19 protein-coding genes and 1 pseudogene are annotated in these 21,629 nt (G+C 48.5%); 3 read left to right on the top strand and 17 right to left on the bottom strand.

The window, feature by feature from the left end:
• Window positions 1-55: 55 nt before the first annotated feature.
• Window positions 56-2,020, bottom strand: a complete 1,965-nt coding sequence (locus ACSR9A_RS19425) for an ABC transporter substrate-binding protein (RefSeq protein ID WP_473758978.1) — start codon at window positions 2,018-2,020, stop codon at window positions 56-58.
• Window positions 2,021-2,235: 215 nt separating this feature from the next.
• Here ACSR9A_RS19425 and ACSR9A_RS19430 point away from each other — a divergent pair, with 215 nt between their 5' ends.
• A complete protein-coding gene (locus ACSR9A_RS19430; RefSeq protein WP_473758980.1) occupies window positions 2,236-2,463 on the top strand; it encodes a helix-hairpin-helix domain-containing protein in 228 nt (75 codons plus the stop codon).
• A gap of 142 nt (window positions 2,464-2,605) precedes the next feature.
• Here ACSR9A_RS19430 and ACSR9A_RS19435 read toward each other — a convergent pair whose 3' ends face one another.
• The 10 genes from ACSR9A_RS19435 to ACSR9A_RS19480 form a co-directional block, all read right to left on the bottom strand.
• Window positions 2,606-3,085 carry an SMI1/KNR4 family protein gene (locus ACSR9A_RS19435; RefSeq protein ID WP_473758981.1) on the bottom strand — a complete coding sequence of 160 codons (480 nt, stop codon included), beginning with the start codon at window positions 3,083-3,085 and terminating at the stop codon, window positions 2,606-2,608.
• A 37-nt stretch (window positions 3,086-3,122) separates the two neighbouring features.
• Window positions 3,123-3,512 (bottom strand): iron chaperone, encoded by a 390-nt coding sequence (locus tag ACSR9A_RS19440; protein ID WP_473758983.1) that lies wholly within the window; start codon window positions 3,510-3,512, stop codon window positions 3,123-3,125.
• Between the two features lie 692 nt (window positions 3,513-4,204).
• Window positions 4,205-4,669: an OsmC family protein gene (locus tag ACSR9A_RS19445; protein ID WP_473758985.1), complete on the bottom strand. Its 465-nt coding sequence runs from the start codon at window positions 4,667-4,669 to the stop codon at window positions 4,205-4,207.
• Window positions 4,670-4,730: 61 nt separating this feature from the next.
• A complete protein-coding gene (locus ACSR9A_RS19450; protein ID WP_473758987.1) occupies window positions 4,731-5,762 on the bottom strand; it encodes a hypothetical protein in 1,032 nt (343 codons plus the stop codon).
• A gap of 266 nt (window positions 5,763-6,028) precedes the next feature.
• Window positions 6,029-7,423, bottom strand: coding sequence for an ADP-ribosylglycohydrolase family protein (locus ACSR9A_RS19455; RefSeq protein ID WP_473758988.1), 1,395 nt, complete (start codon window positions 7,421-7,423; stop codon window positions 6,029-6,031).
• Window positions 7,424-7,425: 2 nt separating this feature from the next.
• A complete protein-coding gene (locus ACSR9A_RS19460; RefSeq protein ID WP_473758990.1) occupies window positions 7,426-8,382 on the bottom strand; it encodes a nucleoside hydrolase in 957 nt (318 codons plus the stop codon).
• An 8-nt stretch (window positions 8,383-8,390) separates the two neighbouring features.
• Entirely contained in the window at window positions 8,391-9,329 is a 939-nt protein-coding gene (locus ACSR9A_RS19465) for an ABC transporter permease (protein ID WP_473758992.1), read from the bottom strand.
• The gene (locus ACSR9A_RS19470) at window positions 9,322-10,368 is read right to left on the bottom strand and encodes an ABC transporter permease (protein ID WP_473758994.1); all 1,047 of its coding nucleotides are present in this window, start codon (window positions 10,366-10,368) and stop codon (window positions 9,322-9,324) included. The genes ACSR9A_RS19465 and ACSR9A_RS19470 overlap by 8 nt, the downstream gene beginning before the upstream one ends.
• Window positions 10,365-11,921, bottom strand: a complete 1,557-nt coding sequence (locus ACSR9A_RS19475) for an ABC transporter ATP-binding protein (protein WP_473758995.1) — start codon at window positions 11,919-11,921, stop codon at window positions 10,365-10,367. The genes ACSR9A_RS19470 and ACSR9A_RS19475 overlap by 4 nt, the downstream gene beginning before the upstream one ends.
• Before the next feature lie 105 nt (window positions 11,922-12,026).
• On the bottom strand, window positions 12,027-13,151 hold the full coding sequence (locus ACSR9A_RS19480) for a BMP family ABC transporter substrate-binding protein (RefSeq protein WP_473758997.1): 1,125 nt from the start codon (window positions 13,149-13,151) through the stop codon (window positions 12,027-12,029).
• 249 nt (window positions 13,152-13,400) lie between these two features.
• On the opposite strand from ACSR9A_RS19480, the gene ACSR9A_RS19485 reads away from it, so the two are divergent.
• Together ACSR9A_RS19485 and ACSR9A_RS19490 are read left to right on the top strand one after the other, a co-directional pair.
• The gene (locus ACSR9A_RS19485) at window positions 13,401-14,159 is read left to right on the top strand and encodes a helix-turn-helix domain-containing protein (RefSeq protein ID WP_473758999.1); all 759 of its coding nucleotides are present in this window, start codon (window positions 13,401-13,403) and stop codon (window positions 14,157-14,159) included.
• Between the two features lie 31 nt (window positions 14,160-14,190).
• Window positions 14,191-14,326: pseudogene (locus tag ACSR9A_RS19490) on the top strand (formylglycine-generating enzyme family protein); the annotation flags it as partial.
• Between the two features lie 88 nt (window positions 14,327-14,414).
• Here the strand turns inward: ACSR9A_RS19490 and ACSR9A_RS19495 are convergent.
• The 6 genes from ACSR9A_RS19495 to vanG form a co-directional block, all read right to left on the bottom strand.
• Window positions 14,415-14,705 (bottom strand): hypothetical protein, encoded by a 291-nt coding sequence (locus tag ACSR9A_RS19495; protein WP_341281188.1) that lies wholly within the window; start codon window positions 14,703-14,705, stop codon window positions 14,415-14,417.
• Window positions 14,706-15,036: 331 nt separating this feature from the next.
• Window positions 15,037-15,219, bottom strand: a complete 183-nt coding sequence (locus ACSR9A_RS19500; protein WP_341281187.1) for a DUF3934 family protein — start codon at window positions 15,217-15,219, stop codon at window positions 15,037-15,039.
• A 660-nt stretch (window positions 15,220-15,879) separates the two neighbouring features.
• On the bottom strand, window positions 15,880-18,258 hold the full coding sequence (locus ACSR9A_RS19505) for a GH36-type glycosyl hydrolase domain-containing protein (protein WP_473759001.1): 2,379 nt from the start codon (window positions 18,256-18,258) through the stop codon (window positions 15,880-15,882).
• Between the two features lie 188 nt (window positions 18,259-18,446).
• Complete coding sequence (gene vanT / locus ACSR9A_RS19510) at window positions 18,447-19,694, bottom strand: serine racemase VanT catalytic subunit (RefSeq protein WP_473759003.1); 1,248 nt, start codon at window positions 19,692-19,694, stop codon at window positions 18,447-18,449.
• Entirely contained in the window at window positions 19,687-20,553 is an 867-nt protein-coding gene (locus tag ACSR9A_RS19515; protein WP_473759005.1) for a D-alanyl-D-alanine carboxypeptidase family protein, read from the bottom strand. Before ACSR9A_RS19515 ends, vanT begins: the two co-directional genes overlap by 8 nt.
• Window positions 20,550-21,614, bottom strand: a complete 1,065-nt coding sequence (gene vanG, locus ACSR9A_RS19520) for a D-alanine--D-serine ligase VanG (RefSeq protein ID WP_473759007.1) — start codon at window positions 21,612-21,614, stop codon at window positions 20,550-20,552. Before vanG ends, ACSR9A_RS19515 begins: the two co-directional genes overlap by 4 nt.
• Window positions 21,615-21,629 lie beyond the last annotated feature (15 nt).

The following is a 21,629-nucleotide window of genomic DNA, read 5'->3' on the forward strand; positions in this document are numbered from 1 at the left end:
AAAGAAGCCGACGCCAATAAAAATGACGTCAGCCTGCTCATTTGTTTCAGTCTCTTTATTGAATGTCGAAATATTTTACAATTTCATCCAGAAGCAGATTAGCCGCCTTAAAGCCTCCGGCCGTATTCCAAATCGCCTCATCTACTTGAACGACTTTGTTATTTTTCGCTACGTCAAGGTTTTTGAACAGCGGATCATTCATCCACTCTTCCACTACTTTAGCCGCATCCGTCTTTCCTGCTGCTTCTGTTACGAAGTAGAACAATACGTCCCCGTCCATCTTCGGAATGCTTTCTTTGGACATCACTTCAATAAAGGAATCCACATCCTGTGATTCTGGACGAGCAAAGCCTAGCTGTTCAAGAAGCACACCAGAGAATGTTTGCTTCTGATAAATGCGCACTTGGGAAGCAGAGAAGCGGGCTACGGACACTTTCGTTGCCGCTTTATCGCCAACCTTCGCTTTCACCTCAGCGACGCGCTTATCAAATTCCTCCATCGCTTTGTCGCCTTCATCCTGTTTATTCACCGCTTGAATATACAGCTTGAAGTTAATTTTCCAATCGCCAGCCAGATCCTCGGCAAATACTGTAGGTGCAATCTGGTTCAGCTGCTCATAAATTTTCTCTTGTCTTACCTTGTTCCCGATAATTAAATCCGGCTTCAGGCTGGCAATCAGCTCGATGTTCGGCTGCAATTCATCGCCTACAACCGTCACATCTGCCATTTCATCTTTGATATGCTCGTACCACGGATCGCCGACCCACGATTGAACCGCGCCAACCGGCTTAATGCCTACCGCAAGCAGCGCTTCTGTTCCTTCATTCGTCAAAATAACGACGCGCTCCGGCGTTCCCGTCAAGGTCACTTCGCCCATCGCATGCTTGATGACGCGGGAAGCATCTGCTGTAGCCGTATCGGTAGCGGCTGGCGTCGAAGCTGCCGCATTGCTGCTTGGCGAAGCCGAGCTCGTATTTGTCGTCGCGTTAGTGCTGGATGTGCCTGCTCCGCAAGCGCTAAGCAGCAGTGTAAAGCAAATAAGCACCGCTGCCATCATGGATATTTTTGATTCTCTGTACATAAATAAAGGCCCCTCTTCCTTGTAGTGAGAATGATTTTCATAACCATACTCACTATACCGTTTGAGCCTCCGCGGGACAAGGGCATATCTTGAACCGGGTACAGGATTATTTTGAACCTTCGCTTTGTATTGCCCCAGCGACATGCCGGTATGCTTTTTGAAAATACGATTAAAATAGCTGTCGTCCGGAAAGCCGACGCTTTCGGCTATTTCCTGCAGCGTCGCCTCCGTTCCAAGCAGCAGCTCCTTCGCCTTGCCGATGCGCAGCGCAATCAAATAGTCGATCGGACTTTGTCCAATCGCCTGCTTGAACTTGCGGGACAAATAGCTGACGCTGCAATCCAGCAGCTCCGCGAGCTCATCGAGCGCAATGCGCTTTGCGTAATGCTCCTGCATGTAGCGAATGGCTTGCGAGACGTAGTCCGCTTTTTGCACATGGATGTCTTGATTGGAAAGCTGCTGAAATAATTCATGTATAAATTGGTAAAACAGCGTCTTAATATATAGTTGATCTAGCACGTTCGGATGCTGCCATTCCCGCTCCATGCGTTGTATTTTATCAAGCAAAGCAATGGGCTGACGGGAAACAAAGCTGTATTGCAGCTGAAAGGGATTATGCTGCTCCATCAGTTGAACCAGCTCCTGACGGCTCGGCTGCGGCAGAACCGCTTTGTACAAAATCAAGTAATATTCCAACAAATCATCTGGTACAATGTCCAGACACATACCTTTCCCGCCATGCAGCACATGAAAACGCTCCACCAGCACCGTCTTGCCATCCAGCCGCACTTCAGCATTTCCACGAGTCGTGTACAGAAAAGCGCTCGCCGGCAGACGATAAGAACGCAGCTCCTCTCCTCGCTCCATCATCGTATGCCGCACGTCCATCACGCGAATGGAGGCCTGGTTCCACAGCAATATATGCTCACTCTGATTCACCGTGCCCTATCCTTCCTTTCCTCATGCTGCTAGTATGCACCCATGTCGATCCACATCGATTGTTCTTGTCCTTCTATTATAAGTGATAATGATTCTCGCATACAATGGTTGATTGTGAAATCGTACGAATGGCTCATCGGAAGGGAGGAAATCATAAAGGCTTTCCCGAATGATAGGTATCAAGGAAAGCCTACATTTTATAAGGAGTGATCTACGTGGAATCATCCAATCTGTTTCCTGATCAAGAGAAAGCAAGCGATTTGCCCAATGTCGGTAAACCTGCAACACGCGCATTCACCGCAGCAGGATACTTGCAGCTGGAGCAATTCACTAAACTTACCGAGGCAGAGGTGCTGAAGCTTCACGGGGTAGGACCTAAAGCAATAAGGATCATCCGGGAAGCTCTCGCCGCCAAAGGACAATCCTTCGCTGAACAAGCGTAAACGGCCGATAGCCGTCCTCTGGCGGTAAAGCTAACGTTTCGCGGTGAAATATAAGCGCAGTATAAGGGGGAAACTTATACTCCGCTTATATTTTAAAAAACTAATAGCTTGGTTATATAGGAGATCGATATCGGATATATCTTTAAACCTCAAGCTTCAACGCAGCATGAAACGACTCAAAATTTTCGCACAAGACGGATAGATTACCTTCCATCACTTCTTCGACCGTTATGTTCTCGCTTTGCGCCTCCGACTCCGCATCCTCTAAACAAAGAGCCATTTCATGATCGATATATAAAAGGCCAGGATTCTCATCGGACTCGCGATAATCAAAAACAAGCCAGTCTCCGCTGCTGATGCTCCAAGCGAATGGAATTAATTTGCGCGGCTGAAGAACAACCTCGGCGATCGCTTCGAGATTTTCAGGATAGGAGGCATCCAGCTTAATAAAACGAATGCCCCAAGCCGTATAGCCGTTAAAATCGACGAGGTCATATTCTGTATTAGGATTAGCGGCTTGCCTCTCATCCGTTGTCAGAAAAGCCTTATACGCTGCTGGAAAAGTAAGCTTTAGCGATTGTTCAATATCATGAATGTCCGATAGCTGCTGTGAAAGTTCCATCTCGTTATTTGCCCCCGATTTTTCGGCGTTCAGCCATTTATTTTTTCTTGCTCCGCTTCTCTTGTGCTTTTTTGATGTTCTCAGCCACTCTAAATGCAACGATTCTGCCGATTAGTTCATAAGGAAGTGGCTTGTCCAAAGGAAACTGAACAGAGCCCTTTGCCCCTTTATACACGGACAATTCCTCTTTGAAAGCTTCAATGCCTCTCGGAGCAGGATAAAACCCGATATGGTTTTTGTACGCCGCAAAATGCACCAAATTGCCATGCAGCGCAAACGTCGGCATTTGGTAGCTGATCTTCTCCGTCGCTTCTGGCGCCGCCTCTTTAATAACCATTCGCACCGCCTGCAGCAGCTCTTGGATTTCTTGCGGATGTCCCGCGATATATTCATCGATGGTTTCAAAAGTCGTTTGCTTATCGTCCATAATTAAACTCCTTTCCATTCATTAATTCAAAAATCCGTTCAATTTACAAGGAAGGTACTAAAGGGATCGCTTTGTTGTTGCAATGGATATACGTATACAATAAATTATACTATTAAAATCATTTTTTTCATCAGCAATTAGACCTTAAACAGGGACATAGGTCCATATGTATGTGAGCTAAATTCATGCTCCTCGTTTCAGGAGGGTACTCCCTGTACAAGCATAGACTTGGTGGACACAGCAGCCGCTATTTCAGCAGAATCATGGTTATGGCACAGGCTAAGGACTCAGGAGACGCTAATGCGCTGATATTAGCCATTTTGACGGGTTGAGGAGGACAATAGCGGATTTCCTGTCCGCGTGCAACCTGAAATCCGGAAAAAATCCAGAATAGCGGAATCTGTGTCCTTCAAAAATAGGAGGGTGCCTTCAAAGCTGCGTGCTCTCAGCCACAGTACTCGCAACAACAGCACTCGCAGCAAACGTACTCGCAGCAGCCACAGCAATAGGGTTTCCAGCCGCTATCGCATGCTGCATTTCTCAAACCTCGAATCATTAGACGAGATTGGTCTAGAATAAGCGCTAGGCAAGTAGCAGCGAGCTGGCTCCGGCTTGCACACAGCCTAGACAAAACCCGTGATCTCATAAGAGACCACGGGCTTTATGCTTTTCACAAAAACAGCGCAAGCAGCTTACAACGCAGCCGACTCGGTATTTTCAATAATAATCTGTTCTAATTTCATATGAACCGGGTTAGCAATCGTATCCCCTACTGGGCATTTGCTCTCCAAAAATCGAACGAAGGCATCTACCTTCTCCTTAGGCGAATCTGTTTTGATCTTGAACGTATAACGGATGTCGGAATAGCCCGGGCGAACCTCGCTTTTATTGAAAAAACCATCGAGATCCAGGTCGCCTTCAACCTCAACTTGGAAATCGTCAAGCTTTACATCAAACTTGGGAGCATAAACCCGGGCAACAATAGACTGGCATGCGCCTAATGAGGCAAGCAACGCTTCTACAGGATTCATCCCCGTATCCGTTCCTCCGAGACTCTTCGGCTCATCTATCGTCAATTCGAACTGTCTCGCTGTCGCTTTGACTTTAACCCCATCCTGTAAATGCGCCGTTGCCTTAAACGTTTGAACATTAGCCATCGTTAAGTCTCCTTATGTAGAAAATATTTTCAGTCCATTTTAATTCCGTTCCTCATCCATTCTAAACTCGCACCCAATCTGCTTTTGGAAAATAGCTCTTGCAAGCTAGCATTTCATCATGCAGGCGGTTCAGAACCTCTTGTTCCTGCTCTTTAATCCGGTTCAGATTATTGTTAATGGAATAAATAATATCGTGGTTGCTGGTCTGTCTATATTTCATAAAGGCTACCCGTTGAAGTTTAACGTCCCGCTCGATTGGCTCATAGCCAGCTAACAGCGTTTCATCCTTGATGTAGCCTTGAGCCAGCATATATTCGATTTTGGCACGCATGCACTTCTTATGCTCCCACAAAATATGCAGCGGCCGGCCATCGGGCGCCCGGGTTCCTTCGGTTACCTTCACTTGCTCCTCCGCAATGTATCGGTACACATCCATGCCAAACGCCAGATTGCTTTCGGTATGGAACATGGTTTTCAGACGATTCGTAGCGCTGAGATAATCTTCAAGAAAATAGAGAACCGAGTCTGCCGAGAACACATACTTGTGATCGGTGGCACGGTATAGGCAAATTCGTGTCTTATATTCTTCGTAATTGCCGTATTCGTCATAAAAGGCCGCATTGTTGAATGCGTTCTCATAATCATCATAGGAAACGGAGAACGTCTGATATTTGCCGTCTACGAAATTAGTCACCAGATAGCTCTGCGCCTCGCTATCGTAACCGCTAATCAACAGATCATGCGTAAAATTCCTCACGCCAAAAAAATCACTGTAGGGCATATAATACTCATTGATGAAAGAGAGAACATGATAGCCTTGTTCAAGACTCGTGTGAATAAAACGGTGGATGTCCGTTAAGGAAATGAGGAGTGAACGGGATATCGCCTGGGTCTCCCGCAGCGGGCAATTGTCCAATTGATAGAAATTCACCGGACAGGCTAGCTCTACGAAATCTTTTGCACAAAATAATTGGGTGTAATAGCTGTGCAGCCACGGTTGGAAGCTTTCGGAATGTCCAATAATACCGAACAAATACGCGTGGTGCAAATAGCCATAAATAGGTGAATCAGCTAGCGGCAGATGAATTTTCATTGAAACATATCTCCCTTATTCACATTGTATAAATCACCCAATATTGGTAGAGTCGAAGCTATTATCCCACTCCTATTTGACGCTGTCAATTGGCAAGATTAATACAACGTTGTTGTTTGAACTTCCGAAAACAAAGTTATCAAACGGGATTAATATGAATTCTATCATTTATAAGATTTAACTGTCAATATGGTTTCTAATAGGCGGCCCTTTCCATAAAAAAAGACATCGGAGGGACAACGCCCTCCAATGTCTTTTTCGCTATATTAGGAATGATTTAATTCCGCCTCAATTTTTCGAAAAACCTTATAGCTCCGCCGCGCAACCTCGGAGATCGCAATCGGATGAAAGCCGCTCAGCTCCGCATACAGCGTATCATTCAGCGGCTTAATCCATGACTTCGGCAGCGCCGCTGCGCCATGCTTTGCGCCCATAATCGAGCCGACCGTCGCACCGTTGCAGTCGGTGTCCATGCCGCCATACACGGCCGTCGTTACAGCCTTCTCGAAATCATCGCCTGCATACACGAGCACCGCAGCTATCAGCGCTGCATTATTATTCGTATGCACAGCATCATAATGGCTGAATGCTTCCCAAATGCGGCTCACCAGCTCGCGGTCGCTGCTTGCCTCCTCGGCAATGGCTACCGCTTTGCGCACATCATAAGCAAGTCTGCTCGTTGCCGGAATTTCGCTGAGTCCAATCTCGACAATACGCTTGTTGTCCTTCTCAACGAAAGCAGCGGCGATCATCGCAGCGACGAACATTTCGCCATAAATGCCGTTCTTCACATGTGAGAAGGACGCATCGCGCCAGCCAAGCTCTGCCGCGAGCTCCGGCTTTCCGGCTACGCCGTAAGCCAGCCCGTCTGCACGAATTTGTGCGCCGATCCACTCTCTATAAGGATTCATATGCATCCGCACTCGCTCTAGGCGATCAGCCCAATCGTCAGGCTTGTCCCCATTTAGATGAGAGGTCTCATGGGCAAAATTCAAATAAGACTGCGTCTCTGCTGTGCAAACCTGGCTGTAGGTCAGGTTTTTGTGCCAAAGCTTGCCGATGTCCCAAGAGTCGAAAGCCAGACCTTTTTGCTCCAGCAGCAAAAGTCCTAGTACCGTATAGCGAATATCATCATCGCTTTCCATATACTGAATCGTCTCGCTTGTGCTCATAGGCGACCAATCATTCAGCCCCAGCCCATACTGCTCTCTTGCTGTCGATTCGCCCGGCGTATAGCCTTTAATCGGCCAAGCGTCAGCGCCGCGGAACCACAGCTCAATATTTTCCCAGCCCGGACGACCGTCTTTTCCATATAAATAATCCCAAAACTCCACTGGCTTGCCAAGCGCACAGCCAACACTGCGTCCCAGCCAAGCCCCATAAAACTTGTCCAGCCACTGCTCATCGGTCAAATCTGCTGCCAGCGTTCTTGGGCCCTCCGGGCGCAGCCTGCGGATCGACTCCAAATCGGATGGCTCCTCATAAGGGAAATCCGCGCTTACATCCAGTGCCGACAGCTCGTTATAAATCTCCATAAGCGCTTCATGGTTCTCTCCCGCTGCGGCCAGCTTTTCTGCGAAGCCGTCTACGTTGCAGCCTTCTTCCCCGCGCTGAATAATTTCAAACCGGACAATTTCCTGTAGCTTATCCCAGCCTGCCATAATTAAGCCTGCCCTTTCCGAGCTTTGGCGTTCTCATCATGCACAGCAAGAGCGTCAAAAATCAGCTTAATAAAAGCTTCACGATCCACATCCATCAGCACCTGCACATTCGCCGTTTCATCCGTTTTTTTACGGCGGTCTGCCACAGTCATGCCTCTCGTCACCCTGCCGTCCGTCTCAATCGAGACGTAATAGCTTTCACTTTGGAACAGCTCAGGGTGAAGCAGCCAAGCAATCGCGCACGGATCATGCAGCGAGCTGCCCTCAAAGCCCAGCTTGCGGCTGTAGATGGAATAGAAGTCCAGCAGCTCGCCCACCATATGGGATACCTCGCCGCGCTGCTTCAGCGCTTCAATATCCTCCTGATAAATAGCTGCCTTATCGGTCACATCCAGTCCGCTCATCGTAATCGGGACGCCCGATTCGAACACGATTCTTGCAGCCTCAGGGTCAACGTAAATGTTGAACTCAGCCGTTGACGTTACATTACCGTAGCTGATACCTCCGCCCATAAGGGAGATCTGCTCTATTTTCTCCCTTACATCGGGGAAACCTTTCAGCAGCAGCGCAATATTCGTCAGCGGGCCGATTGGCACGAGCGTGACCTTCTGCTCCGAGGAACGGATCACCTCAACCATCAGCTCAATCGCATGTTTATTGACCGGCTTGAAACGGGAAGGCGGCAAGTCTGGGCCGTCCATACCGGAATCGCCATGCGCCTCTTCTCCAGTTACGAGCTTGCCTAGAAGCGGTCCGGGCGCGCCTTTCGCAACCGGAATATCTTTATCTATAAAGCTGAGCAGCTTCAGTGCGTTGTTCGTAATTTTCTCCAGCACTTGATTGCCGCCAACCGTTGTAATCGCTTTTACCTCCAACTGCTGTGGATTAGCAAGCGCGAGCAAAATCGCAATCGCATCATCATGCCCAGGATCACAATCGATAATAATCGGTCTAGCCATCGTATTCATCATCCTTTCACTTTCTCTTTAAGCTTCCTATTTCTTTTACGGGATTCGCTGACCGCGTATACGACGAGACCGATAACGGTTGTGACGTAAGGGAGTGTGCCGATCAGCTCTGCCGGAATTTTAAGTACCTGAAGCGCATTGGCTAGCGCATCCGCCGCGCCGAATAATAGGGATGTCAGCGTCGTGCCGACCGTCGTGCTGCGCCCCATCGACTCCGCGGCAATCGCAATCCAGCCCCGACCAGCGGTCATATCCCGTGTGAACAGCGAGAGGTAGCCCATCGACATATAAGCGCCGCCAAGTCCTGCGAAAAAGCCGCTCAGCAGCAGCGCCGTATACTGCACCTTCACTACGCTGACCCCAACGGACTGGGCCGCCTGCGGATTTTCGCCTACTGAACGAATGCGCAGGCCGAGCGGTGTTCTTTTCAGCATGTAATACACAACAAAAACAGCAAGGATCGACATATAGGTCAATACATTATGACCCGAGAAAATCGGTCCCAGCACCGGAATATCCTTAAGCAGCGGAATGTCCACGCTAGGGAGCACCTTGCTCGGAAGCGAGGTCGAGGAGCCTTTGTCACCACTGAGCAAATACAAAATAAATACGGTTCCCCCAGAGGCGAACATATTGATCGCTACCCCGCCGAGAATAATATGCGTTTTGAAGTGCAGGGTGAAAAAAGCCAATATGCCAGAAATCAGCGTACCCGCCATTACGGCACCCATCAGCCCAACCCATGAGCTGCCTGTATAAGCGCTGACCACTACGCCTGAAAGGGCCGCCACCAGCATAATGCCCTCAAGCCCGATATTGATAATACCTGCACGGTTGGAAATGAGTGCTCCTAATGCCGCGAACAAAATCGGAGTTGTTACCCGGAGGACAGAAAACGCAAATTCAGTCGTAAAAATGACATCAAACAAACTAGACATTACGCTGTGCCTCCTTGAGCAGCATCCGATTTTTCCAGAACTTCAAAAACTGCTCTGCCGAAATCAGCAAAATAATAATGGCCTGCACAATTGAAATCATTTCCGCAGGCACATCGGAGAAACGCGCCATCTGGTCGGCTCCAATTCGAATATAAGCGAGGAAGAGCGCTGCGCCGATGACCGATAACGGATTGTTTTTCGCCAGCATCGCTACAAGAGCACCATCAAGACCGTAGCCCGGCAGCGACGACCACTGGAAGCGATTGTACATGCCCAGCACCTCGACCGAACCGCCCATGCCCGCAATAAAGCCAGCAATTAAATGTACGATAATGATGACCTTGGCCGTCTTCATGCCGGAGTAGCCCGCAAATTCGCGATTGGCCCCCGTCATTCTCAGCTCATAGCCCCATTTGGTTTTGTACAGAAAATAATGCGCCGCCACGATCAGCATGAGCACGATAATCAGTCCCGTATGAATACGCGTGCCTGGTATCAGCTTGGTGAGCATAGCTGTTTTCTCAAACTTGAAGGATACAGCTGCGAAGGCCTGGGCATCGCGCAGCTTATAGTTCAAAATATAAAGCCCAATGCCAAACAAAATGTTGTTGAACATCAGCGAGCTGACGAGCTCATTTACATTCCATTTCGCCTTGAGTATGCCCGGTATGGCGGATAACAGCGCGCCGACAAGCGACCCTGCCAATATTGCCACAATCGGATGAACGAAGCTGTTCAGGCTCAAATGAATCGCAAGCGTTGCTGCAACGACCCCGGAAAAATAAAACAGCCCTTCCGCTCCGAGATTGAATAAATTCGCCTTAAACAGCAGCGATACCGCGAGTCCTGTGAACATGAGCGGAATCGCCATTTCAATGATGTTGCCGATATGCCCCTTCGTATTCAGCGGCTCCCATAGGAAGATGCGAATGCTCTCCAGCGGCTGCTCGCTGACAATAGAGATAATAATAAAAGCGAGAACAAGCGCAATCAGAATGACCGCTGTTGTACGGATGACTTCAAAATATTTTACCTTCATGCTTCCACGGCCCTCCTGATTTGCTGCTCGTCCTGGCGCTTAAGGCCCAGCATGTACAGTCCGAGCTCTTCCTCGCTTACCGCTGACGGCTCTTCCAAATAAGCGACAATTTGTCCTTCATACATAACGAGCAGGCTGTCGCTCAGCTCCAATATTTCATTCAAATCTGCGGAAATAAGCAGCACACCGCTGCCGCCATCCCGAAGCTCAATCAGCTTCTGATGAATAAATTGGGCTGCCCCGATATCGACGCCGCGTGTCGGCTGCTCGGCAATGAGCAAATCCGGCGCTGTCGAGCATTCACGAGCGACGACGACCTTCTGCATATTGCCGCCTGAAAGCATGCCTATCGGCTGATTCGGGCCTGAGCAGCGCACGCGGAACTCTTCAATGAGAGTGGCGGCAAGCTTCGCTATTTTTTTACTTTTCAAAAAGAGGCCATTGTTCATCGCTTTCGTATTGTACTGCGTAGAAATTAAATTATCAGAAATGCTCGCATCCTTGGCTGCGCCTTGACGCATGCGATCCTCCGGAATATAGGAAACGCCGAGCGAGCGAATTTTGCGAATATCATAGCCTTGAATATCCGTGCCCTTAACGGCCACATTTCCGCCGCGCACAGCTAAACTGCCCGTTAACGCTTCAACGAGCTGGGTCTGCCCATTGCCCTCGACGCCGGCGATGCCAACGATTTCGCCTCCGCGAACCTTGAAGGCTACCTTGTCCAGCAGCGCCTTGCCCGTTTCATCCGCCAATGAAAAATCAGTAACAGACAGAATCGGCGCCCCGTAAGGCTTCTTCTCCTTGTCATACCTCAGCACGACGTCACGGCCGACCATCAGCTTGGAAATTTCCTGCTCGGTAACGTCCTTCGTCCAAAAAACACCTTCGCTTTTGCCCGCGCGCATAATCGTAATCCGATCGCAGATCGCTTTAACTTCCTTCAGCTTATGGGAAATAAACACAATCGTATGCCCCTGCTGCTTAAGCTGCGTCAGCTCGCGGAACAGCTCCTCGGTTTCCTGCGGTGTCAATACGGCAGTCGGCTCATCGAGAATAAGAATTTCGGCGCCACGCAGCAGAGCTTTCAAAATTTCGACCTTCTGCTTCATGCCGACACTAAGATCCTCGACCTTCGCCTTCGGATTAACGAGCAGATTGTACTTTTTGCTCATCTCTTCTGTCATTCGCACCGCTTCGTTGTAATTAATGCTGACGCCCTTCTTCGGCTCCATGCCCAGCACCATATTTTCCGCGACGGTGAACGACGGCACCAGCATAAAATGCTGATGGACCATGCCGATGCCATGGTCTATCGCATCCTGTGGCGAAGCGAGCAATACCTGCTTGCCTCGAAGAATGATTTCGCCTTCGCTCGGCTCTTCCATGCCGAACATCATTTTCATCAGCGTGGATTTGCCAGCACCATTTTCACCAACAATTGCGTGAATCTCGCCCTCAGCCAGCGAAAACTGCACGTTCTGGTTGGCGACAACCCCGTTCGGATAAACCTTCGTAATATTTTTCATTTCGAGCAGCTGATTCGGCATCATCGTAAAACCCCTTTACCTTTCGGAGGTCATTATAAAGAGGCAGCTGGCCTTCTTCCTAATGGAAAGAGAAGAATGACCAACTGCACTAAACCTTGCTTATCGTTATTATGGTTTAACCGCATTGCGGATGGCTTCGATTTGCGAAGTTTCCATGCCCATCGCATTGTCTACTTTAATTTCTTGTTTAGCCAGCTTTTGCTTAATGTCTTCCACTTGCTTCTGCATATCCGCTGTGAAGATGGATTTGTAAATGTCATTTTCAGCAATGCCTACGCCATCTTGATCAAAGCTGAGCACTTGGCGTTGTCCATATTCGAGCGTGCCATCTTGTGTTTTCTTCACTGCGCCAAGAATAGCGGTGTCGATTTTTTTGATAGCAGACGTTACAATCAGATCCGCTTTTTCTTTATCCGTTTCCTGAAGCAGGGAGCCTTGGTCAGAGTCAACACCAATCGCGTAACGCTTCTTGTCTTTCGCTGCATCGAAGATGCCTAGGCCCGTAGCGCCAGCCACGTTGAAAATAACGTCAACACCGGAATTGTACTGGATCAGCGACAGCTCCTTGCCTTTCGCCGGGTTAACGAAATCGCCCGCATAGGAAACCGCTACTTTAATGGCAGGATCGACGTATTGTGCGCCTTGGATATAACCGACCAAGAATGCATTAATGCCGGGAATATCCATGCCGCCAACAAAGCCAATCACATTATCCTTGTTCGCATTCGGAATATCGGATTTCGTTGCAATCGCAGCTACTGCGCCAGCAAGGAAGGAAACCTCGTTCGTTGCGTAAGACATCGCATACACGTTAGCTGGTGTCTCTTCAATATCCGTGTCGTAGTTGATGAATTTTTTGTCCGGATACGTTTCTGCGGTTGCATTAAATATCTCGGTAATTTCAGAGCCGCCGGAGATAACAATATCCCAGTCCTGTGCAGCTATATCTTGGTAAGTAGGTTCCCACTTCGTTTTGTCTGTTCCCATTTCAATCACCTTCGTGTCGGCGCCCAATTCGGATTTAACAAGCGTCAAGCCCTTGTTCGCTGCATCAAAGAAGGATTTGTCGCCGAGTGTGCCCGGTATGAGCAGAACAACCTTCAGCTTCTTATCTCCACCTGTATTGCCTGAGCCTGCTGAATTGCCACTGCTCGTACCCGTATTTCCTCCACCACAAGCTGCCAGCACCAATAGAACCGAAACCATGAGTAATGCCATCACATTTTTCTTCATTCTCTGTTCCCCCACTCTCTGTCGATTAAAAGACGTGTTCACTTTGAAACCAGCCGCCCGCGCTTGCTGTCCTGAAAAGAATGCTTACCCCAAGTGTAATGTAGAAAATAAATAGGTTATAATAAAGGTACGCTTTCTGAATAGCTTGTTCGGGATGATACGATCATAACAAATTCGAAATCAAATAATTATCTCGATTCGGTCAACTTTTTATACGATTCGGCTACAAACACGCGAAGGAGGGCTGTTATGAATCGATTATTGTATTTGGCAAATGACATACATGAGAGAAATACTAACATCCCTCCTCATCAGCATGAATGCTATGAGCTTGTTTATTATATTCGCGGTACGGGTCCCGCCGTAATTGCAGGACGGAAATATCGCTTTAAAGACCATACGATTGCCCTCATCGCCCCTCGGCATATTCATAGCGAGATTCATGAGCTGGAGGGTGAGGTGCTGTTTATTGGTTTTAATGCGCCTGAAGCGGAGCTAAAAGGATTAAGCGGCATTTATGACGACGATGCGAACCATACGATTTTAAAGCTTTTATGGCGCATCAAAGAGGAGTTTTTCATCCGCCCGAGAACCGACAGCGAACCGCTGAATATGCTCCTCAATGAGCTGCTTCCGCCGCTTCAGCAAATTTTTGGAAACCGAAAAACACCCCATCCGTCAGAAGACCGGGTCAAATATGTTCTGCAATATATGGAGGATCATTTTAAACAGAAGCTCACCGTTGAGCTGCTAGCTGGCATGTCTGGTTACAGCTATGACCGCTTCCGCCATCTTTTTAAGGAACGCTACAACATCGCGCCTCTACAATATATTTTGCTAAAACGTCTGGAATATGCAAAATCGCTGCTTAAAAGCACGCAGATGCACATTTCTGAAATTGCCGCAGATGCAGGCTTTGCCAATGATGCGCAATTTTGCAGCATGTTTAAACGGGAGATTGGCTGTACACCTCGTGCCTATAGGAAAGGAATATTATTCGATGAGTGAGGATGGGGAGCTTGATCAAATTGCTTGGTAGGGACCGTACCGTATTTCTCGAGGTGGCAGTTGGGCTGAAGAGGCCCGGGGGTGGGGCTACGTGCAGACGTCGCGGTCATCCGTCCTTTTGCATCGACGATCTTGGCTTTCGCCTTGCCCGCTCTGTTGCACCATAGCATAGGCCAAATTAATGAGACGAACTCACCAAGCATGGCGTGTGGGTTCATCTCATCTATCCATTAGCAGCCTATTTCATGTTGATGCTTATGCCTTGCCTTTGTAAGTTTTCGTGGCTGTATCGAGCATGGATTTCCAATCCGCAAACTCGGTCTCACGTGCAACATGGCGATCAAAAAGCTCATCAGGAATGTTGTCGATCTCCTCATGCGTCTCTGCTTGAAAGTTGCCTTTCTCCAAAAACTGCCCAAAGCTGCTGCTGCTGGAATGCTTGCTCATAAATGCATCATTAAACAGCTCCTGTAATGATACCTCGTTCGGATCTTCCTGGTTTGTTTTCTGTCCCTGCAATTCCTTCAACAGGTCGTCAAATGACATTGGTTTTTGCTTTCTCAGATTACCACTCCTTCAATTTGTGCGATCGACTCCAGGCCCATGCAAATTCCTTATACATGGAGTCTGATCTTTTTAAAAACCTTTTAAACATTCAAGCGTAAACGGCTGAAGCCATCCTTTGGCGGCAAGACTTCCGTTTCGCAGGTGGAATATAAGTCCATTTATAAGGGTGAAACCTATAAAGGCTTATATTTTCAAAAAAAACCTTCTGGAAAGCGCTGCTTCATGCTGCCCAAGATTTCAGTTACTTCTATAATATCATTATTCATGCTATGCGTTAATATATGGAACGTTTAAGTTTTTTATTTTTGGACTAAACGCTGGGTTTCTCGCCTTTTTGAGTACCTGAAGCAGCGGCTCCATCCTGGTTTTTAGTCCCTTTGCTTTTATAAGGCTTAGGCGCGTTTTTGGCTTTATTGGCACTAGCCTGCCACCGATTCCAGCCCTTCTTGTCCGTTCCCCTGCCTGTTCCACCCTTGCCCTTCGCCTTGCTCAAAAAATCACTCCTTTATGGTTGGCTCAAAATCGAGACCGTTGCTTGCTGCCTAAAACCAGCTAAGGTGAAACGGCTCTCGCCGTCCTCTGGCGGCGCGTTTCATTCCGAGAAATATAGAGAAAGTATGGCGAAATCATATGCTTTCCTATATTTTAAAAAATGAAAAAGCATCTCCTACGCCTGCATTAGCTGACAGACCTGCTGTGCAGCCAATGGAATAGACAGATGCAGACTCAGTATAACAATGAAACGCATGATTTGCCAGAGCTAGCCATTAGAAATGATAGCTCTTTATGGCGAAAGCCCGATAAAGAAAGTAAAAAAGCATCTTCAGACGATTTAAGACTTGGTGTCCCAGCCTGCGATTGCTGCTGCGACCACGCTATTCGTGATGCTCACATCATTTTGTGAGGACTGAGGTTCCGCTATTCTGGATTTTTATCCAATTTCAGGCCTTAAGCGGACAAGAAATCCGCTAATACCCTCATCATCCCTACAAAATGACCTTTACGGCGCATTAGCGGCCTCTGAGTCCGCAACCCGTGCTAAATCCCAGATTCTGTTGAAATAGCGGCTGCTGTGTCCACCAAGACGAAGAAAATGAAGCTGTCCTTTGACACTTTTGCAAATACGCCAAAATCGAAGATAAACTATTCATTTTTATAACGGCAGCTTCACCAGCACTTCGTATTTCGCTCCGGCTTGCACATCCTTAATGACGTCTCCTTCAATTAAGTCACCATTTACATATACCTCTACGCCATTAACGGATGCATCCCGCTTCATGCTTACCTGCAGCTCCGCTCCGCGGAATAACCTCGTCACACTAGCCTCGTTCCAATCGGCAGGCAATTGCGGACGCACCTGAAGCCCTTGCGCGTGGCCTTGTAAGCCGAATAGCCCGTCAATCAAGCAGCGATATACCCACGGAACCGTCCCGGTATTGAACAGATGGCTCGAGCGTCCTGCCGTTCGCGGAAACTGTTTATACGCACCGCGATAATAATTCGGAATAAATACAGGCAGCTGGCCCCGTCTGAGGATGTCCTCGGAATCGGGTCCAGGAATCATTTTTCGCAGCAGTCGGTAAGCATTCTCTTTCTCCCCCACCAAATACAAAGCGTAGATGTAAAAAGCAGCGGCATGGTTATACACCGCGCCATTCTCGGCACTGCCCGGATGCTTCTGCGTAACCCGGCCTACATCTTCCCGCATCGCGGTAAAGGACGGTGCCAGCTTCTCAACGCCGTAAGGCGTCTCCAGCTGTTCCTGAACTGACCGAATCAATCGCTCCTGCTTGTCCGCATCAGCAGCTCCGCTCATCAAGGCCCAGCCTTGAGGATTAATAAAAATCCGGCCTTCCTGATCTTCGCTGATCCCAAACACGACATTATCATCTGTAATGCCGCGGGCGTACCAATCGCCATCCCACAAATACTCATTTGCTACAGCGTTGGTCGTATCAGCTGCTTGCCTGAACTCTGCGGCAATGGCGGCATGTCCGCCCTGCTCACAAATGTCGGCCCATACTTTGAACGCATAAGCGGTCGCAATCGTAAGCCACCCCGACACGCCTTTGCCTTTATAGCCCACCATGTTCATCGGGTCACACCAATCTCCTTGATTGATGTAGTTGAGCCCGCGCTCATCCCGGTCATGCATGAGCCACTTCATAGCGCGGTTCATATGCTCCAGCACAGATGCCGTCCTTGCATCGTCTGAGTAAGCAACCTGCTCCTCCAAAATGCTGTAATCATTCGTTTCATCCAGATAAGTGCTCATACATACGGGCAGCCAGACGCAGTGGTCCGTATGCGGCACCTGGTTAATGTATTTAAGCTCAGCATCCGGGTGTAAAATAATGCCGTCCGGCATCGCTCCGCTTGCATGCTGCTGCGACAGCGCCGTCAAGAAGGCGTCTCTGGCAATTTGCGGCTGAATATAGCTCATGCCCATATTATCCTGCAAATAATTGCGTGTCTGTGGATCTGTCGTCAGACGGTTCGTTTTGCCGTGATAATACATTTGGCGCGTCAGCCAGTGATTGACGAAGTTGTCCAATCCGGCATCCGGTGTTTGAATTTGAATATTGCCTTGTCCTTCGGCGACATAAGCTGCATATTCCTGTTCAGCGGCGGTGAATCCATCCTGCCCTGCGGCATTGCGCTTTACAAAATAATGCTGGCGGAATTGTTCAATCTCCGCTTCATCAAAAGCCGGGCCAAAAACAAACCGGTAATCCTGCTCAGCCCCTGCTTCCAGCTCCAATCTGTATTGAAGCGCGCACACTGGCGTTTCATAACGCGCATCTCCGCCCGAAAGGGTTTCCCCTTGAAGTGCGGATGGCGAGTGAAGTCCGCCTTCGCCTTCAAAGCTTTCATGATTCACTTCCCAAGCAGCAGGCTTGTGATCAGCAAGCAAAAAGGTCTTGTCTCTGTAGGTTTTTATTTTACTGTAATCCTGATACTTCTGGTACGGCGTGACCGCTGAGCAGACAATGCCTTGCAGGTCCTCTACGTAAGCACCAGATTGATTCATCCACGACATATAGCCTACCGTAAAATAAGGGTAGATGCTGATTTTGCGTTGCTTTTGCGACCGATTGGTGACCTTCATGCGCCATAGCTCCAAGGCATCGGCTTTAGGCAGTCGCAGGCTCATCTCAATGGAAAGCTCATCGCTTTCAATGGTCCAGCGAATATCGTGCTTGCCCACTGCAAACGTATAGCTATCCGCTAATTTCCGTACCGGCTCATAGGGAGCAGAGAAAATCTCTCCGCTCTCTTCATCTTTAATATAAACAAAACGTCCAGGGTGATGAGCATAATACGGCTGCTCCGGCTGCATAAACGTTTTCGCTTCCAAATTCGGGGCATACGAATATTTCGCCGGCTCGGGCTGCATAAATTGGGCAACAGCGTAACCGCGGCAATTCATATGAATCATCATTTTCTCGTTCCAGAGAAATCCTGATGCCTTAGGAAGACTCGTCGGGCTGGTCAGCTCATAATATTCATTGTTATCCGTTGCTCTAATCATTACTGAACCTCTCTTTCAATAGCTGAAATAAAAAGCACGCCTAATTAGAAGATTGTAAATATCTTCTATCATTATAGCATTGGAGCCTCTATAGTCACGGACTTTCCCCGAGTTTTATAACGATTATATCATTCCCTATTTTGGAAAAACAAAAAATAGACTGCTCCTTGTGAACAGTCCATCAACGTTTAATAAAGCAGCTTTGTTTTTCCCTTTATTTGCGCGTATGTTCTAGCCCTTACCGCTTCTGCTGCATTAGTAAGATATACATTTTCGACTCTGCTGCCGAGTGCGCTAACCACTTCATTCGTAATCGTTCCTACTCGCTGGGCGATTTCTCCAGCTGTAATACTCTCATTGCCATCTTGTCCGATCAGGGTTGCCGTATCTCCTTGACGAACCTCAGCAATTGCCGTAACATCGACCATCAACTGATCCATACAGATCTTCCCTACTATTAAAGCCCGCTGGCCGTGTATGAGTACGCAGCCTCCATTTTGGGACAGCTCGCGTGGAATGCCGTCTGCATAGCCAATCGATACCGTTGCAATTTTGCTATCTCGTGAAGGCGTGTAGCAGCCATTGTATCCGACGGGCTCGCCTGCATGAATGTCCTTTACCAACGTGACGGTCGCTTTCAGTGCTAACACCGGACGCAGTTCGACGTTAGCATGCACGTGATCGTTATCCTGGCTCAGTATGCCATATAGGGCAATGCCCGGCCTTATGATTCCATAACGCTGTTCCGGATAATTTAAAATACCATAGCTGCTCTGGATATGGGTTATCCCGGGCTCGATGCCTTCGGCGGTAAGCTGTTCGACCACACTGTCGAATCGATCTAGCTGAAGCCTCGTAAAATCCACATCCTCCTTGCGATGGCTTTCCGCAGACGTGAGATGGCTGAATGTGCCCATAACCTGCAAATTTTTATGCTTATACATCGAACGTATACGCTCCATGTCATTATAATGTTCACCTAGTCGATTCATACCCGTATTGATTTTAATATGCACCTTTATCTTTTTACCAAACGCTTGAAGCCGCTCCGCATCATCTGCATTAATAACGGTCTGTGCAAGCTGGTAGCGGCGCAGCTCCTGAAGTCGATGTAACGGTGTATAGCCTAGAATGAGGATATCGCCTTTGATTCCTTTTTTACGCAAGGCTATGCCTTCATCAATCTCCGCGACTGCGAAGGAACGAACGCCTGCCTCATTAAGCCTCCTTGAGATCGGGACGCTCCCATGACCGTATGCATCTGCTTTGACGACCGCCATTATTTGAGTGCCTGCTCGTGTAATCTTTTTAAATTGCTTGAGATTATGCTCTAAATGGTCCAGATTTATTTCTGCCCATGCTCGATGCATGGCGGGTTTCCGAGTCGCGGCAGCTAGCTTGAAATAGTCCACACCGCCATAGCCAAATTTACTCACAGCTCCCATCGCCTTTCCGATGAAATACCGTCACTACAAAACCGTCCTGATTATTGCCGGATAGTTGATAGCTATCTCCACTTATAATAGGCACCGTTGTTACCTGTTCCTCCGCTTCCACATAATAGATTTGGGCGGAGGCCGAAGGCGCCTCCACATAAAGATGCTCATGGTGATAGGAGAAGCTCTGAATATACGCCGTGTACTCCTCCAAGCACAAATCTAGCTGCTTCATAAGCATGGAATGCGGATAGCCCACGTAACGATAATGCCACGGCTCGCAAGCGATGCCCGTAATCCCTTCCTTGCTTTCCTCATATCTTTGGATAAAACCGTACTCTGCCGCAAGCGCTTTGAATCTGCGGCTGGCGCCATCATCAGGAAACGATGGACGTATATAATCGATATCGCCCTTGCACAGCCCTACGTCTACAGCAAGCCCCGTTTGGTGCTCGCTTGCACCCGGAATGGCCACATATCTCGCTGTAAAAGCAGCCCCACTCTCCTCTAGCGAAGCCGCATATATCTTCGCTTGCGCTTCTCTTGAACGGTAACCGCTAACTGCGGCAATATCGTCCTCCCCCTGGCACGCCTCCAAGAGCGCAGACAATGGCTGAATGCACATTTTATCCAGCATGATCCGCTGCTCCTCCACATGGCTGGCCTGACGTATACCTGCAGGCAACGATCTGAGGCTGGGCACAATCTGTTTCACCGGATTTTCCTGATTCACTAGAATTAAGCTGCCTTTATGCACGTCGTCTCTGCTCACCTGTATACGGCTTTCATGCTGTCTATCCAACTGCCTTTCATGCTTCCACCCACTGGGCTTGCGGTTTATGCTTATTACTTCCATCATAATGCCACCTTTGCTGTCTCCAGCTCAATGAGACGGTCAAGCAGCTCAGGGAAGGAAATGCCCACATGCTTCATCATATTCGGGTACCTGCTGTGCGCCGTGAAGCCAGGCAGTGTGTTGACTTCATTAAATAAAAGCCGCCCATCGCTCGTATAAAATAAATCAACTCTTGCGAGTCCTTTGCAGCCCAGCACTTTATAAATCCGCAGCGCCATTTCCTTCACTTTGTCCGCAATATCCTGATGGATGCGGGCAGGCAGATGAATAGCCGCTGTGCCAAGCGAATACTTTTCTTCATGGTCAAAAAACTCGCCCGTCAGCGCAATTTCATCGATTTCGCCGATTATTGGCTGCAGGGCATCGCCAAGTATAGCGCAGCCCACCTCAAAGCCATTCACATGCTGCTCGATTACGATTTTCTCATCATGGGTAAAGGCATCCTCGATGCCGCTTATCAGTTCTTGCTCCGTATAAGCTTTCGTTATCCCGATAGAGGAGCCCGATCTGGAGGGCTTCACATAAAGCGGAAAGCCCAGCTTCGCAGACACCTCCACCGCTTCGGCAATGGAATCGCCAGCCAAGACGGTAATCGAAGGCGGAACCTCCATCCCAGCAGCTTGGACTACATTTTTGGCCACCGCTTTATCCATACAGATGGCAGAGGACAATGTGCCGCAGCCTACGAATGGCAAACCCGAAAGCTCCAGCAGCCCCTGCACGGTGCCATCCTCGCCATTTTTACCATGCAAAACCGGGAAGACGACATCTAAAGCTGTGATGTGAAATTCCGTATGAATAAGCTCAATCAGTCCATTCTTTTCTTTACTCGGTGAAAGAAGGGCCGGGATGCACTTGGCGTTCTGGCCGCTCCAGCGATTCTCACGAATATCCTTTATTTCACCGTTATATCTATACCAGCATCCGTCTCTCGTAATACCGATCATGATGACCTCATATTTTTCTTGATTCAAATGCTCCAAGACAGCAGCCGCTGAGGATAACGACACCTCATATTCCGTAGAACAGCCGCCGAACAATACGCCCACTCGTATTTTATTCATCTTCTCATTTATCCC

Source organism: Paenibacillus sp. R-74696 (assembly GCF_055814915.1).